General features: G+C 67.6%; 14 protein-coding genes. 6 read left to right on the top strand and 8 right to left on the bottom strand.

Translation table 11 applies throughout. The features are described 5' to 3' along the window. Positions 1-43: 43 nt before the first annotated feature. Entirely contained in the window at positions 44-2,515 is a 2,472-nt protein-coding gene (ligA, locus tag C9412_RS18595) for an NAD-dependent DNA ligase LigA (protein WP_181358734.1), read from the bottom strand. Between the two features lie 267 nt (positions 2,516-2,782). Here ligA and C9412_RS18590 point away from each other — a divergent pair, with 267 nt between their 5' ends. Continuing rightward, positions 2,783-3,913, top strand: a complete 1,131-nt coding sequence (locus C9412_RS18590; protein ID WP_107232963.1) for a pyridoxal phosphate-dependent aminotransferase — start codon at positions 2,783-2,785, stop codon at positions 3,911-3,913. 79 nt (positions 3,914-3,992) lie between these two features. On the opposite strand, the gene zipA is transcribed toward C9412_RS18590, so the two are convergent. From zipA to C9412_RS18555, 7 genes are all read right to left on the bottom strand, one after another. Next, entirely contained in the window at positions 3,993-4,733 is a 741-nt protein-coding gene (zipA, locus tag C9412_RS18585) for a cell division protein ZipA (protein ID WP_107232962.1), read from the bottom strand. A gap of 46 nt (positions 4,734-4,779) precedes the next feature. Next, positions 4,780-8,283: a chromosome segregation protein SMC gene (gene smc / locus C9412_RS18580; protein WP_107232961.1), complete on the bottom strand. Its 3,504-nt coding sequence runs from the start codon at positions 8,281-8,283 to the stop codon at positions 4,780-4,782. Positions 8,284-8,518: 235 nt separating this feature from the next. Continuing rightward, positions 8,519-8,968: a 50S ribosomal protein L9 gene (gene rplI / locus C9412_RS18575; RefSeq protein ID WP_107232960.1), complete on the bottom strand. Its 450-nt coding sequence runs from the start codon at positions 8,966-8,968 to the stop codon at positions 8,519-8,521. Positions 8,969-9,072: 104 nt separating this feature from the next. Next, positions 9,073-9,303 (bottom strand): 30S ribosomal protein S18, encoded by a 231-nt coding sequence (gene rpsR / locus C9412_RS18570; protein WP_002804494.1) that lies wholly within the window; start codon positions 9,301-9,303, stop codon positions 9,073-9,075. A gap of 11 nt (positions 9,304-9,314) precedes the next feature. Then, positions 9,315-9,752: a 30S ribosomal protein S6 gene (rpsF, locus tag C9412_RS18565; protein ID WP_107232959.1), complete on the bottom strand. Its 438-nt coding sequence runs from the start codon at positions 9,750-9,752 to the stop codon at positions 9,315-9,317. A gap of 212 nt (positions 9,753-9,964) precedes the next feature. Beyond that, positions 9,965-10,507, bottom strand: coding sequence for a CbrC family protein (locus tag C9412_RS18560; RefSeq protein WP_107232958.1), 543 nt, complete (start codon positions 10,505-10,507; stop codon positions 9,965-9,967). Positions 10,508-10,640: 133 nt separating this feature from the next. Beyond that, positions 10,641-10,979 (bottom strand): iron-sulfur cluster assembly accessory protein, encoded by a 339-nt coding sequence (locus C9412_RS18555; protein WP_006452998.1) that lies wholly within the window; start codon positions 10,977-10,979, stop codon positions 10,641-10,643. Positions 10,980-11,107: 128 nt separating this feature from the next. Between C9412_RS18555 and asnS the strand changes: the two genes are divergently transcribed. The 5 genes from asnS (at position 11,108) to can (ending at position 14,534) form a co-directional block, all read left to right on the top strand. Continuing rightward, complete coding sequence (gene asnS, locus C9412_RS18550) at positions 11,108-12,502, top strand: asparagine--tRNA ligase (protein WP_079222389.1); 1,395 nt, start codon at positions 11,108-11,110, stop codon at positions 12,500-12,502. A 29-nt stretch (positions 12,503-12,531) separates the two neighbouring features. Continuing rightward, entirely contained in the window at positions 12,532-12,831 is a 300-nt protein-coding gene (locus tag C9412_RS18545) for a hypothetical protein (protein ID WP_099490769.1), read from the top strand. A 7-nt stretch (positions 12,832-12,838) separates the two neighbouring features. Beyond that, positions 12,839-13,153: a hypothetical protein gene (locus tag C9412_RS18540; RefSeq protein WP_107232957.1), complete on the top strand. Its 315-nt coding sequence runs from the start codon at positions 12,839-12,841 to the stop codon at positions 13,151-13,153. Between the two features lie 7 nt (positions 13,154-13,160). Further along, a complete protein-coding gene (locus C9412_RS18535) occupies positions 13,161-13,799 on the top strand; it encodes an FMN-binding negative transcriptional regulator (RefSeq protein WP_107232956.1) in 639 nt (212 codons plus the stop codon). Positions 13,800-13,871: 72 nt separating this feature from the next. Further along, on the top strand, positions 13,872-14,534 hold the full coding sequence (can, locus tag C9412_RS18530) for a carbonate dehydratase (RefSeq protein WP_107232955.1): 663 nt from the start codon (positions 13,872-13,874) through the stop codon (positions 14,532-14,534). The last annotated feature ends 10 nt before the right edge of the window (positions 14,535-14,544 follow it).

The raw sequence follows: 14,544 nt of genomic DNA, 5'->3' as shown, positions 1-14,544 counted from the left end.
CCTTTGTGTTTCATGCCGGGCGCGGGGGCACCCGGCGGGGTCATCATTCGTGTTCGGCCAGGTAGGCCAGCAGGCGGTCCTCGTCCCACACCGGCACGCCCAGCGACTGCGCCTTGTCCAGCTTGGAGCCGGCCTCGGTGCCGGCCACCACGAAGCTGGTCTTCTTCGACACGCTGCCGGAGACCTTGGCGCCGAGGGCTTCCAGGCGTTCCTTGGCGGCATCGCGGGTGAGCTGGGCCAGGGTGCCGGTCAGCACCACGGTCTGCCCGTCCAGCGGACCGGCCACGATCTCGGCCAGCGCCGGCGCCTTGGCCAGGATCTGCTGCATCGCCTTCTCGGCAGCCAACAGCATCGCACCATGGCCGTCGGTGTCCAGCCATCCGGCCAGTCCACGCGCGGTGTCATCGGGCAGCCCGGCGTTGACGAACTGGCCATGCTCGGCGTCGAGCACGGCCTGCGCACCGGGAAGCGCGGCCACCAGCTTTTCCGCACGCAGGCGGGTGATGCCGGGAATCTCCGATTCGACCAGCAGCTGGGCCAGATCCAGCCCCTCGCGCAGCTTGGCACTGGGCGCATGCACATCGCTGATGCGGACCTGGCCGACCTGCAGCAGGTCATCGATGGCCTGCTGGTTGCCCTGCTGTTCGAAGAAATGACCCAGCGAACGCGCCACTTCGCCGCCGATATCCGGCACGCGCTTGAACAGCGGCCACGGCAGGTGGCGGATCAGGTCCAGGTCACCGAACCACTGCGCCAGCGCCTTGGCGGTACTCTCGCCCACGTGCTCGATGCCGAGCGCGAACAGCAGCCGTTCCAGCGTGGCGGCACGGCTGGCGTCGATGGCTGCGATCAGGTTGTCGGCCCACTTGGTGGCGATCTTCTTCGTGTTCCATTCGAAACTGGCCGGCTGCGCCAGCGCCTGCGCGCGCCAGCCCGGATCGTTGCCATCCAGTCTGAGCACCGCGTTGAGCACCGCACCACTGCCCTCGGCGGGCAGATGCAGCTTCAGCGCGGCGGCCAGCGCCGAGGGATCTTCGGCGTCGAGCACCAGCTTCAGGTGCAGCAGCGTATCGCGGCTGAGCCGGTACAGGTCGGCCACGCTCTTGACGATGCCGGCATCGACCAGGGTTTCGATGTACTTGTCGCCCAGGCCGTCGATGTCCATCGCGCGGCGCGAGGCGAAATGAGCGATGGCTTCCTTGCGCTGCGCCGGGCAGGACAGCTCACCCGAGCAGCGCCATGCGGCCGCGCCCTCTTCGCGCACGATCTCCGACCCGCACACCGGGCAGCGCGTCGGCATCTGCCAGGGCGTGGTGCCCTGCGGCCGACGGTCGAGGATGACGCTGACCACTTCGGGAATCACGTCGCCGGCGCGGCGCACGATCACGCTGTCGCCGACGCGCACATCCAGGCGCGCGATCTGGTCGGCGTTGTGCAGCGTCGCGTTGGATACGATCACCCCGGCCACCGCTACCGGCGCCAAGCGTGCAACCGGTGTTGCGGCACCGGTGCGGCCGATCTGGATCTCGATCGCCTCCACCGTCGTGCTCTGCTCCTGCGCCGGGAACTTGTGCGCGATGGCCCAGCGCGGTGCACGCGAGACGAAGCCCATCGCCTGCTGGCCAGCACGATCATCGAGCTTGTAGACCACGCCGTCGATATCGAACGGCAGGCCGTCACGGCGCTCGCCGATAGCGCGGTAATAGCCGAGCAGGCCGTCGGTACCCTCGACCACCTTGCACAGTGCACTGACCGGGAAGCCCCAGGCGCCCAGCTGCGCCAGCGTCGCCGAGTGGGTATCGGGCAACTCACCGCCCTGCACCTCGCCGGTGCCGTAAGCGAAGAAGCTCAACCGGCGCTGTGCACTGATCTTTGGGTCGAGCTGGCGCAACGAGCCGGCTGCGGCGTTGCGCGGGTTGGCCAGCACCTTGCCGCCCTGCTGGCGCGCACGTTCGTTGTAGGCCTCGAAGTCGGCGCGGGCCATGTAGACCTCGCCCCGCACTTCCAGCACGTCCGGCCAGTCCTTGCCATGCAGGCGCTTGGGAATGTCGCCGATTTCACGCAGGTTGGCGCTCACGTCCTCGCCGGTGCTGCCATCGCCGCGGGTCGCGCCGAGTACGAAATGACCCTCCTCGTAACGCAGGCTGATCGCCAGCCCATCCATCTTCGGCTCGGCCGAGAACTGCAGACTGCGGCGGCCCAGGCGCTCATCGATGCGGCGCACGAAATCGGCCACTTCCTCGTCGCTGAAGGCATTGGACAGCGACAGCATCGGCACCGCGTGGCGCACTTCCGGGAAGCGACCGGACGGACGCGCACCGACCTGCTGGGTCGGGCTGTCGGCACGGGCCAGTTCCGGATGCTCGCGCTCCAGCGCTTCCAGCTCGCGCACCATGCGGTCGTAGTCGACATCGGGGATCTCCGGCGCATCCAGCTCGTGATAGGCGCGGTTGGCCTGGGCGATCTGCCGGCGAAGGTCTTCGGCGCGTTCGGCGGGGCTGGGGCTCATCGGGATCCGGTGGTTCTGGGATGGCCGGGGATTCTACCTCGCCCGGCCGTCAGGCCCTGTAACGCCCCCGCCCTTGTAGCGTCGAGCTTGCTCGACGGCCGCTTTCGTAGCGTCGAGCTTGCTCGACGGCTCTACCGGCCCAGGATGGCAGTCGAGCAAGCTCGACGCTACGGAGGGGTGGCCGTCGAGCAAGCTCGACGCTACACAACGCGGGCTTGCCGCGCGCCACCACCAGCGCTAGCGTGCGCGGGCTGCCCTTCGGAAACCCTGCCCGTGACCCTGCCCGCCTCCCGCCGCCACTTCCTGCAACTGGCCGGTGCCGGCCTCGCCCTGGCCGGCGCCAGCCTGCCCCGCCTTGCCGGTGCTCAACCCGCTGCGGCTGCAACGGTGCCCTCCGCACCCGCCGAAGGCGCCGTGCTGCTGAATTTCAACGAGTGCCCGTATGGCCCCTCGCCTGCAGCGCAGCAGGCTGCGCGCGACAGCATCGCCGGTTGCGGCCGCTACCGCTTCGCCCTGGCCGGCCAGGTGCGCGACGCTTTCATCGAGCAGGCGCGAATTCCGGCCGACCATGTCCGTCTCTACCCCGGCTCCAGCGAACCGCTCAATCGCGCGGCGGTCGTGTGGACCGGCCCGCAGGCCGGGCTGGTGGTAGCCGACCCGACCTTCGAGACGCTGGGCGAGGTCGCCGCCGCGCACGGCGCGCACGTGCAGAAGGTGCCGCTGCGAACCGACGGCGCACACGACCTGCGCGCGATGGTCGCTGCCGCGCATGCGCGCCCGACCGGGTTGCTGTATGTGTGCAACCCGAACAACCCGACCGGCTCGATCAGCCCGCCGGCCGAACTGGCGTGGCTGCTGGCGCACAAGCCCGCCACTACCCGCGTGCTGGTGGACGAGGCCTACCTGCAGTACAGCGATCAACCGAGTCTGATCGCCGAGGTGGCGCAACGCGATGACCTGATCGTGCTGCGCACGTTCTCCAAGCTGTACGGCATGGCCGGGCTGCGCCTGGGCGTGGCGGCCGCGCACCCCGACCGCCTGCGCGAACTGGCGCGCCTGGGCGACAACCCGCTGCCGGTGCCGGCGTTGGCCGCCGCCTTGGCCAGCCTGCAGGATCCGCAACTGGTTGCGCAGCGCCGCCGGCAGAATGCCAAGGCCCGGCAGGCCACCATTGCCTGGCTCGGCAAGCGCGGTTTCAGCTGCCTGCCTTCGGAGGCGAACTGCTTCGTGGTGGACGTGCAGCGCGACGGCGCCGCGTTTGCCAAGGCGATGGCAGAGAACGGCGTGGTGATCGGGCGCAGCTGGCCGATCTGGCCGCAGCGCGTACGCGTGACCGTGGGAACCGAGGACGAGATGGCGGCATTCCGCCACGCGTTCGCCAAGGTGGCCGGCGTCCCGTCGTAAACCGCATCCACGCATGGCGTGGATCTACCGGGGATTGCCGACGGGGGTGGGTGCCGACCGTTGGTCGGCACATCAGGCATTACCAGCGCGGCGTCTTGGTCAGCGGCGGCGCCTGGTGCTGGCGGTCGTAGGCGCGCAGTTCGTCACGGATGTGCGCGATGCGCTGCCGGCCGAGCGCATTGCGGCTGTCATCCAGCACCACGCCGTCGAGCAGCTCGGCCATGCGCTGCACGGTCGGCAGCATCTTCTCCCAGGCGTCCAGCGCGGTCAGCGGCGCCGGAAGGGTCAGGAAGAAAGCGATGGCCGGGGTTTCCATGGCACGGATGTTGGCCATGTCGAAACTGCCCGGCTTCATGATGCTGGCCATCGAGAAGATCGGGCCGCGCTCGGGGTGGCCTTCCACCAGGCGGTGGAACACGTTCATGTGGCCGAACACCAGGCCGGTCTTCTCCGCTGCCACCACGATGTCTTCGCCACGCAGCTGCTCGCCCGCGCGGGCGGCCACGAACAGCGAGACGATCTTGTCGAAATCCTGGGTGGCGCGCTTGCCAAGGTCGCTGGCTGCGCCTACGTCGGTATCGGCCAGGCCCAGTTCGGCCTGCTCGCCCTCTCCGCCCATGCCGGGTTCGAGGCGGCCACCGGTCACGGCGACGCCATCCTCACCCAGGACCGGCTCGCGACGCTCGCCGCTGGTCGGTTCCGCGCCTTCCACGCGGCGCCCCTGGGGCTTCTTCTTCGGGCGGCCAAACAGGAAGATCGCGGCGATCAACAGCAGGCCGGCGGCCAGGATGCCGATGCGCAACAGTGCCGTGTCGGACATTCGATAGGTTCTCCGGCTGGTTCATTCAGGTAGTTAGGATGGCACGTCAGGCCGCGCCCGCCAATCGTGCGGCCTCTTCCAGGTCGACACTCACCAGCCGGCTGACGCCCGGCTCGCGCATGGTCACGCCCGACAGCTGGTGCGCGGCCTCCATCGTCGCCTTGTTGTGGCTGACGAACAGGAACTGCACCTTCTCGCTCATTTCCTTGACCATGTTGGCCAGGCGACCGACGTTGGCCTCGTCCAGCGGCGCGTCCACCTCGTCCAGCAGACAGAACGGCGCCGGGTTCAGCTGGAAGATGGCAAACACCAGCGCCACCGCGGTCATCGCCTTCTCGCCGCCGGACAGCAGCGAGATGCTGGACACGCGCTTGCCCGGCGGACGCGCCATGATGGTCACGCCGGTATCGAGCAGGTCCTCGCCGGTCAGTTCCAGATACGCATGGCCGCCCCCGAACAGGCGCGGATACAGCGCCTGCACGCCGGCGTTGACGCGGTCGAAGGTGTCCTTGAAGCGGCCACGGGTCTCGCGGTCGATCTTGCGGATGGCATCTTCCAGCGTTTCCAGCGCGGTGGTCAGATCCACATGCTGGGCATCCAGGTACTCCGAGCGCTGCGAGGCCTCGCCGTACTCGTGGATGGCGGCCAGGTTGACCGGCTCCAGCCGGCGCATGCGGCCATCGATCTGGTGCACGGCCTGCTCCCAGTCACCCAGGCGGGCGTCCTCGGGCAGTGCGTTGAGCACGTCCTGCATGACGAAACCGGCTTTCTCCACAGCGCCCTGCAGGGTCTCGGCGCTGAGCACCAGGGCCTGCTGGTCCAGCTTGCGCTGCGAAATTCGCTCGCGCTGCGCCAACGCCTGTTCGTCGCGCTGGTGGCGGGTCTGCTCGTAATTGCGCAGCTCGGCGTCGATGCCATCCAGCAGGGTGCGCGCCTCGGTCAGCACGCGGTCGGCGCGCACGCGTTCTTCCAGTGCGTTCTGATGTTCGGCCTGCAGCGATTCGACCGGCGAATCGCCTTCATCCAGCTGCGAGTGCAGTTCGCCCAGGCGCGAATCGAGCTGGCCACGCTGGGTGCCCATGCGCTCCAGTGCCTGGCCCAGCGACGCCAGCTGCGCCCGCTGCGATTCCAGGGTCAGGGCCAGCGAATGCGAACGCTCGCGCACCCCGCGTGCGGCATCGCGTGCGAGGTCGCGGGCCTCGGTCAGCTGGCGGCGTTCGCCTTCCAGCCGCTGCCGGGTCGACTCCAGATCGCCCATGCTGCTGACCGCGTTTTCCAGCCGCGAACGGGCTTCGCGCGCCTGCTCGCTGTTGGCTTCCAGCGTTTCCTGCAGCTGCTTCAGTTCGCCTTCGATGCGATCGATGCGGGTGCGCGCGGCCTCGACCTTGCCCTGCTGGCTCTGCAACTGGCCGGCCAGTTCGGACACCGCACGATGCGCCTGGTAGAGCGCACGCTGCGCGTCCTCGCGCTGCTGCTCGGCCGCCAGCAACTGCTCGCGGAAGCCCGACAGCTGTTCTTCCAGCGCAGCCTCGCGCTCCTGCAGCTGCTCGATCTGCTCGCGCAGTTCGTTGATCTCACGTTCGCGCAGCAGGGCCCCCTGCTGGGCCGCACCGGAGCGCGACACGCGCAGCCAGCCCTGGCCCAGTCGTTCACCGCTCTGGGTGATGATCGAATCGCCCTCGGGCAAGCCGGCCTGCAGCGCCTTGGCCTCGGCCAGATCCCGGGCACCATGCAGATGCGCCAGCAGTCGGCGGATCGCCGCCGGGCCGCGCACGCGTGCGGCCAGCGAGGTCGGCGCGACCTTCAGCTCGGCATCGTCATGGGCAACCAGCGCGATATGACCCTCGCCGAGTTCGCCCAGTGCATCGACCAGGCGGCCCGGGTCATCGACCAGCACGCCTTCGATCAGCTCGCCGAGCGCGCTTTCCACCGCGTTTTCCCAGCCGGCATCGACATCCAGGCGCTCGCCGACGCGTGCCGCCGAATCCAGCCCACGGGCCTTCAGCCAGGCGACGGCCGCGCCCTGCTCCTGGCCAAGCGCGGCCTGCTGCAGGGTTTCCAGCGATGCCAGCCTGCCGCGCAGGGCGTTGGCCTGCTTGCGCAGCTCGGCCAGTTCGTTCTGGCCCGCGCGCTGCTGTTCCTGCACGGCGGCGACGCCTTCCTTGCGCTGCTCGACGTCCTCGGTCAGCTCATCCAGTGCGGTCTTCTGCGTGTCGTGCTTCAGGTGCAGCTGCTCGAAGGCGTCCTCCAGCGCGTCCACGTCCAGCCCGGCACGTTCGGCGGCCAGCGCCTCGCGGCGCCGGTCGGCGTCGAGGATCTGCTTGTCCAGGTAGTCCACGCGGGTGCGCTCGACATCGCCGGCGCGCGAAGCTTCCGAGCTCTGTGAGGTGTGCTGTTCCCAGCGCTGCTGCCAGCCAGCCAGACGGTCCTCGGCCTCGCGCAGGCTTTCCTGCTTGATCTCGTTCTCTTCCTGCAACGCCTCCAGCTGCGGACTGGCGGCGTCCACGGCCTCGCGCAGTATGCTCAGCCTGGCCTCATCACCACTGATGTGCTGGCCCAGTTCGGCCAGCGCCTGCTGCGTTTCATCGCGCGCCTTGTGCAGGCGCTGCGACAGCTCGCGCTGATGCTGGATCTGCTGTTCCAGGCGCGCCAGCGTGCTGCCCACCTGGTAGACCGCCGCCTGCGCGGTGTTGAGCGCATCGGCGGCCTCTTCGCGGCGCACGCGCGAGGTCTCGATACGGGCCTCGGCGTCGCGCTGGTCGGCAATCAGCTGCTGCAGCCTGGTCTCTTCCTGCGACAGCCCTTCGCGCAGCTTCGACAGGCGACCGTCCAGGCCCCGGAACTCCAGCGCCTTCCATTCGGCATCCTTGACCCGGCGCTCTTCCTGCAGCGCCTGGTACTGCTCGGCCTGCCGGGCCTGGCGTTTGAGGTGTTCCAGCTGCTTGCTGATCTCGTCACGCAGGTCACCCAGCCGGTCCAGGTTCTCGCGGGTGTGGCGGATGCGGGTCTCGGTCTCCTTGCGGCGCTCCTTGTACTTGGAGATGCCGGCGGCCTCTTCCAGGTACACACGCAGGTCTTCCGGACGCGCCTCGATGATCTGGCTGATCATGCCCTGCTCGATGATCGAGTAGCTGCGCGGGCCCAGGCCGGTACCGAGGAACAGGTCGGTGATGTCACGGCGGCGGCACTTGGTGCCGTTGAGGTAGTAGTTGCTGGTGCCGTCGCGGCTGACCGTGCGCTTGACCGAGATTTCGTTGAACGAGGCGTACTCGCCGGAAATCGTGTGATCCGAGTTGTCGAAGATCAGCTCGACGGTGGCCTGCGAGACCGGCTTGCGGGCGTTGGAACCGGAGAAGATCACGTCGGTCAGCGAGTCGCCGCGCAGGCGGCTGGCCGAACTCTCGCCCATGACCCAGCGCACGGCGTCGATGATGTTCGACTTGCCGCAGCCATTGGGCCCCACCACGCCGGTCATGTTGGTCGGCAGGTGCAGGGTGGTCGGATCGACGAACGACTTGAAGCCGGACAGCTTGATCGTGGAAAGACGCATAGAGGTTCCGGACTGGGGCCGGCGAGCGGCCTGCATTTACCCTCCAAGTCATTGATCCTGCTGGGATCGCTGACCGTGGAACAGGTGTGACGCCCTGAGTATACCGATGTGGCCGTGTTCTACGAATGGGGGTGGAATCCGGGCCCCCTTCCGGCCAGCGGCCGGGCCCACAAAACAAAACGGGCACCCTTGCGGGCGCCCGTTCTGCGGTGATGCCAGGCCTTGCGGCGTGGTATCAGGCTTCGGCGACGATGACGACCTTGACGGTGGTCTCGACGTCGGCGTGCAGGTGAACCAGCACGTCGTACTCGCCGATGTTGCGGTAAGCGCCTTCACCCAGGATCACTTCGCTCTTTTCCAGCGGCAGGCCGGCAGCGGTGAAGGCTTCGGCGATATCGCGCGGGCCGACCGAGCCGTACAGCTTGCCTTCGGTCGAAGCATTGGCGGCGATGGTCACGCTGGCGCCTTCCAGCTTGGCCTTGCGGCTCTCAGCGTCGGCGTGGATGGCCTGGGCCTTGGCTTCGTATTCGGCACGCTTGGCTTCGAACTCGGCCTTGTTGCTCTCGGTGGCCGGCACGGCCTTGCCCTGCGGCACGAGGAAGTTGCGGCCGTAGCCCGGCTTCACATCAACCAGGTCGCCCAGGTTGCCGAGGTTGGTGACTTTCTGCAGGAGGATCAGCTGCATGGTATTGCTCCAGATGAGTTATTCGTTAGCGAGGCGATGCCCCGCAACAAAGGCTGTCCGAATAGCTGGCACAGCGGGGGCGGCACCGGGCCGCCCCGCCGGCATCAGACGTCGTGGTTGTCGGTGTACGGGATCAGGGCCAGGAAGCGAGCGCGCTTGACGGCGGTCGCCAGCTGACGCTGGTACTTCGACTTGGTACCGGTGACGCGGCTCGGCACGATCTTGCCGTTCTCGGTCAGGTACTGGCGCAGGGTGTTGAGATCCTTGTAGTCGATCTCCTTCACACCTTCAGCCGTGAACTTGCAGAACTTGCGGCGACGGAAGAACTTGGACATGGGAAGGCTCCTTAGGCGGCAGAAGCGGCGTCGTCGCCGGCTTCGTTGTCAGCGGTGGTGGTGGACTCGCCTTCTTCGTCGTCACGACGACGGCGCTCACCGCGCTCCGGCTTGTCACCCTTCTCGTCCTTGCTCTTCATGATCAGCGACTGCTCGGTGTCAGCCTCGTCACGCTTGATGACCAGGTTGCGCAGCACGGCGTCGTTGAAGCGGAAGCTTTCGGTCAGCTCGTTCAGAACGGTCTGGTCGGCTTCGATGTTCATCAGCACGTAGTGGGCCTTCACCAGGTTCTGGATCGGGTACGCCAGCTGGCGGCGGCCCCAGTCTTCCAGACGGTGGATGGTGCCGTTGCCGTTCTCGACCAGCGACTTGTAGCGCTCGATCATGGCCGGGACCTGCTCGCTCTGGTCCGGGTGGACCATGAACACGATTTCGTAATGACGACTCATGTTTTTTCTACCTTTCGGATGTGGCCTTGCGGCCGGACAGCCCCCCGCCGTTGAGACCGCGGTGGGGCAAGGATTCCCGCCAGGGAGGCAGGAAGCCGCGCATTATGGCGCAGATGGGGGTGGCGGGCAACCAGGCGGCCCATGCCGCCGTGCCGACCAGGGTCGGCACCTACCCTCGGCAGGTAGCGCCGGGCCATGCCCGGCGAGCGTATTCAGCCCAGATCGACGTGAAGGCGGTGCTGGCCGCACTCCAGGCACTGGAACAGGCAACCGACCATCTCACCGTCACGGGTCAGGTGTTCCAGCACCCAGTCGGCGTCGCCCGGGTTGACCTCCGCCACGTCCGGCCGGACCTGATCCCGGATGGGCAGCAGGTCCTCGCCACCGGCGAATCCGAGGAACGCGCAGGGCCGTTCACAATGGCTGAGCCAGACCGACTGCTGCCAGGACCGATAGCCCGGCGTGCGCTCGCAGATCTCCAGCAGCATCTCACGGGGGATGGTCGGCGGCGGGTCGGCCGGGTCCGGCGACACCCCCTCGATATCACTCCAGCCGGTGAATTCGCCCTCGAAGCGTGCAGACGCACTGCCATCGGCGATGCACCACGGGCACAGGTAATCGGGCTTCAGGGCGGTGTAGAACGGCCCGCGGTAGCGCAGCGTCCGCGGCTGGCCGCAGCCGTCACAGACCCCATCGACTGCTTCGAAGGCGGTCGCGTAGGCGTTGGGGTGATAGGTGAAAACCGGGCGTTCCATCCGTGGGTCCTTCGTGCCGACCAAGGTCGGCACCTACCAAGCGGGTTGCGGTCGGCACCTGCCAGGCGGGTTGGCCGGGCCATTCCCCGGCGGGGTAGCGCCGGGCCATGCCCGGCGGGCGCCGGGCCGTGCGTCAGGCCTTGTCGGCGTCGGTGGTGAAGCTTTCGCCGCAGCCGCACTCGGCCGTGGCATTGGGGTTGCTGAACGTGAACGTCTCGCTCAGGCCGTGCTTGCCGAAGTCGATCACGGTGCCGTCCACCAGCGCCAGGCTCTTGGCGTCGACATAGATCTTCACGCCGTCCTGGTCGAACACGGTGTCGCCCTCGCGCTCGTCGCGGGCCAGGTCGGTCACGTGGCCCCAGCCGGAACAGCCGGTCTTGGTCACGCCGAAGCGCAGGCCGAGCGCGCCGGGGGTCTGGGCGACAAAGCGCTGCACGCGCTCGAAGGCAATGGGGGTCAGGCTGACAGCCATGGGGCTACTCCAGAGGTACGGGGACATTATAAGGAGCCGTTGCCACGAAAAATGCCTCGCAAGCGGAACGCTGCAACCGGTAAACTCCCGTGTTCACAGATCGAGTCGATCAGCAGAGGATTCAAGTCATGACGGTGGTCAGCGTTGAACATGCGCTTGCCGGGAAGATCCCGGAAGGCGGCGAAGTCACGGTACGCGGATGGGTGCGCACGGTGCGCGGTTCAGCGAATCTGGCCTTCGTGAATGTGAGCGACGGCTCCTGCTTCGCCCCGATCCAGGTCGTGGCCAACGACACCCTGGCCAACTTCGACGAGATCAAGCGCCTGACCAGTGGCTGCTCGGTCATCGCCACCGGCACCCTGGTGAAGTCGCAGGGCAAGGGCCAGTCGTTCGAGATCCAGGCCAGCGCGCTGGAAGTGGTCGGTTGGGTGGAAGACCCGCTCACCTACCCGATCCAGCCCAAGCCGATGTCGCCGGAGTTCCTGCGTGAAGTGGCGCACCTGCGCCCGCGCACCAACCTGTTCGGCGCGGTCACCCGCATCCGCAACTGCCTGGCCCAGGCCGTGCACCGCTTCTTCCACGAGAACGGCTTCAACTGGATCAGCACCCCGATCATCACCACCTCCGACGCCGAAGGCGCCGGCCAGATGTTCCGCGTGTCCACCCTGGACATGGTGAACCTGCCGCGCGACGAGAAGGGCGCGATCGATTTCAGCCGCGACTTCTTCGGCAAGGAAACCTTCCTGACCGTGTCCGGCCAGCTGAACGTCGAGGCCTACTGCCTGGCGCTGAGCAAGGTCTACACCTTCGGCCCGACCTTCCGCGCCGAGAACAGCCACACCACCCGCCACCTGGCGGAGTTCTGGATGATCGAGCCGGAAATCGCCTTCGCCGACCTGGCCGAAGACGCGCGCCTGGCCGAAGAGTTCCTGAAGTACCTGTTCCGCGCGGTGCTGAACGAGCGTGGCGACGACCTGGCCTTCATCGCCGAGCGCGTGGACAAGAACGCGATCACCAAGCTGGAAGACTTCATCAATGCGCCGTTCGAGCGCATCGACTACACCGATGCGGTCAGCCTGCTGCAGAAGTCCGGCAAGAAGTTCGACTTCCCGGTCGAATGGGGCCTGGACCTGCAGACCGAACACGAGCGCTGGCTGACCGAGGAACACGTCGGCCGCCCGGTGGTGGTGACCAACTATCCCGAGCACATCAAGGCCTTCTACATGCGCCTGAACGACGACGGCAAGACCGTCGCCGCGATGGACGTGCTGGCCCCGGGCATCGGCGAGATCATCGGCGGCAGCCAGCGCGAAGAGCGCCTGGATGTGCTGGATGCGCGCATGGCCCAGTTCGGCCTGGACCGTGAGCACTACAGCTGGTACCGCGATTTCCGCCGCTATGGCTCGGTGCCGCACGCCGGCTTCGGCCTCGGCTTCGAACGCCTGGTGGTCTACGTCTGCGGCCTGTCCAACATCCGCGATGCGATCCCCTACCCGCGCGCCCCGGGCAGCGCGGACTTCTAAACCCAAACGAGCACGGAGGTACTGCCCCCATGACCCTGTTCTTCGCCCTCTGTTTCGTCGGCGTTGCAGTGGCCGGGTTCAGTGCCTTCGTGATCTTCTGGCCGCTGACCCTGGTGCACGTGCGCGATCGCCATCCGGCGCTCGCCGCGCGCTTCGGCAGCGGCGCCTTCCTCAAGCCCGACGCCCTGGGCTGGCTGTTGCGCCGCGACTATCGCCAGCAGCCGGACCGCTCGCTGTCCGGGCTGGCGACACCGGCCTGGGTATCGCTGCTGACCCTGCTGGCCGGACTGGGCATGGCCGCCCTGCTCTGGCTGGCCTCGCTCTGGTAATACGCTCATGAATGACATCACCGCCTCGCGCGACAGCTGGTGGCTGGCCAGCCTCGGCAACACCCTGATCTGGGCCCGCCTGCGCGTGCGTCCGGCCGGCACCGCCGAAGTGCTCGACAGCGATGGCAATACCCTCAGCTACGACAGCGAGGACACCGCCCGCGCGCAGCTGTTCGACGCCGAATTCGTCGAGTTCGACGGCCTGGACGAGGAAGACGCGCTGGTGCGCGGCTTCAGCCTGCACGAGGTGCAGCCGCCGCACGCCGACAGTGACGAAGGCCTGCGTGGCCGCATGGTGCAGTCGCTCGGCGGGCGCGCCTGAGCCGGACATGTTCACCCCGCGCGCCTTCGCCGAGACCGACCTGCTCTGGCTGGACCGACTGCTGGCGCGCGACCCGTTCGTCACCGTGCTCACCCCCGGCAGCGATGGCCTGCCCGAACTGACCCGGATGCCGGTGCTGTACCAGCGTGACGGTGACCGCATCGAACTGCGCGGCCACTGGGCCCGCGCCAACCCGCAGTCACGTTGTCGTGGCGCGGCCAAGGTGCTGGTCGATGGCCCGCATGGCTATGTGTCTGCCAGCTGGTATCCGGACAAGGAACCTGCCGCGCGGGTGCCGACCTGGAACTACGCCGCCGCCGAACTGCGTGGCCAGCTGCAGACGTTCGACGATACCGCCGCGCTGGCCGATCTGGTCGGCGCGATCAGCGACCGTTTCGAAGCCAGCGTCGGCCAGGCCTGGCAGTTCGATGCCACGCGCGCCGAGCATGGCCCGGAGCTGCGCGCGATCGTCGGCTTCCGCTTCCAGGTCGAGCACGTGCAGCTGAAGCTCAAGCTCAGCCAGAACCATCCCGAGGCCAACCAGCAGGCGGTGATCGCCGCGCTGGAGGCACTGGCCACCCCTTCTTCCCAGGAGCTGGCGCAATGGATGCGCTGGCACCGCGAACAGGCTGCCCGCAGCGACTGATCGCCCCTGTTCCCGCGACGCTGCAGCCGGACGGCTGCGGCGAGCCCCCACCCGACGCCAGGGATACCGCACATGAAAGACATCCATCGCCTGCTGCAGAACAACCGCGACTGGGCCGACCGCATCGCCCAGGAAGATCCGGAGTTCTTCCACCAGCTGGCCAAGCAGCAGCATCCGGAATATCTGTGGATCGGCTGCTCCGACTCGCGCGTGCCGGCCAACCAGATCATCGGCATGGCGCCGGGCGAAGTGTTCGTGCATCGCAACGTCGCCAACGTGGTGGCGCACAGCGACCTGAACTGCCTGAGCGTGGTGCAGTACGCGGTGGACCAGCTGAAGGTGAAACATATCCTGATCGTCGGCCACTACGGCTGCGGCGGCGTGCATGCCTGCCTGCACAACACCCGCGTCGGCCTGGCCGACAACTGGCTGCGCCACGTCGGCGATGTCGTGCAGAAGCACCAGGGCATCCTCGATGCGATCGACGATGACGAGCTGAAGCATGCACGTCTGTGCGAACTGAACGTGATCGAGCAGGTCGCCAACCTGTGCCGCTCGACCATCGTCGAGGACGCCTGGGCGCGCGGCCAGAAGCTGATGGTGCACGGCTGGGTCTACAGCCTGAAGAACGGCCGGGTCAGCGAGATGGGCATCGACGTCGGTGCACCGGAAGAGCTCAAGCCGGCCTATGAAAAGGCCCTGTCCTACGTGCCGCGCCAGGGCCGGCGCGACTGACCTCTCTACG

The sequence above is a fragment of the Stenotrophomonas sp. Nf1 genome, assembly GCF_003028475.1.
Classification (GTDB): domain Bacteria; phylum Pseudomonadota; class Gammaproteobacteria; order Xanthomonadales; family Xanthomonadaceae; genus Stenotrophomonas.
This window is presented reverse-complemented; position numbering and strand designations above follow the sequence as displayed.

Excerpts from the sequence above, each read along its gene's own strand:
- C9412_RS18555 (WP_006452998.1), bottom strand. The coding sequence starts at position 10,979 with ATGGCTGTCAGCCTGACCCCCATTGCCTTCGAGCGCGTGCAGCGCTTT.
- can (WP_107232955.1), top strand. The coding sequence starts at position 13,872 with ATGAAAGACATCCATCGCCTGCTGCAGAACAACCGCGACTGGGCCGAC.
- zipA (WP_107232962.1), bottom strand. The coding sequence starts at position 4,733 with ATGTCCGACACGGCACTGTTGCGCATCGGCATCCTGGCCGCCGGCCTG.
- C9412_RS18540 (WP_107232957.1), top strand. The coding sequence starts at position 12,839 with ATGAATGACATCACCGCCTCGCGCGACAGCTGGTGGCTGGCCAGCCTC.
- asnS (WP_079222389.1), top strand. The coding sequence starts at position 11,108 with ATGACGGTGGTCAGCGTTGAACATGCGCTTGCCGGGAAGATCCCGGAA.
- rpsR (WP_002804494.1), bottom strand. The coding sequence starts at position 9,303 with ATGTCCAAGTTCTTCCGTCGCCGCAAGTTCTGCAAGTTCACGGCTGAA.
- rpsF (WP_107232959.1), bottom strand. The coding sequence starts at position 9,752 with ATGAGTCGTCATTACGAAATCGTGTTCATGGTCCACCCGGACCAGAGC.
- C9412_RS18560 (WP_107232958.1), bottom strand. The coding sequence starts at position 10,507 with ATGGAACGCCCGGTTTTCACCTATCACCCCAACGCCTACGCGACCGCC.
- C9412_RS18545 (WP_099490769.1), top strand. The coding sequence starts at position 12,532 with ATGACCCTGTTCTTCGCCCTCTGTTTCGTCGGCGTTGCAGTGGCCGGG.
- C9412_RS18535 (WP_107232956.1), top strand. The coding sequence starts at position 13,161 with ATGTTCACCCCGCGCGCCTTCGCCGAGACCGACCTGCTCTGGCTGGAC.
- smc (WP_107232961.1), bottom strand. The coding sequence starts at position 8,283 with ATGCGTCTTTCCACGATCAAGCTGTCCGGCTTCAAGTCGTTCGTCGAT.
- rplI (WP_107232960.1), bottom strand. The coding sequence starts at position 8,968 with ATGCAGCTGATCCTCCTGCAGAAAGTCACCAACCTCGGCAACCTGGGC.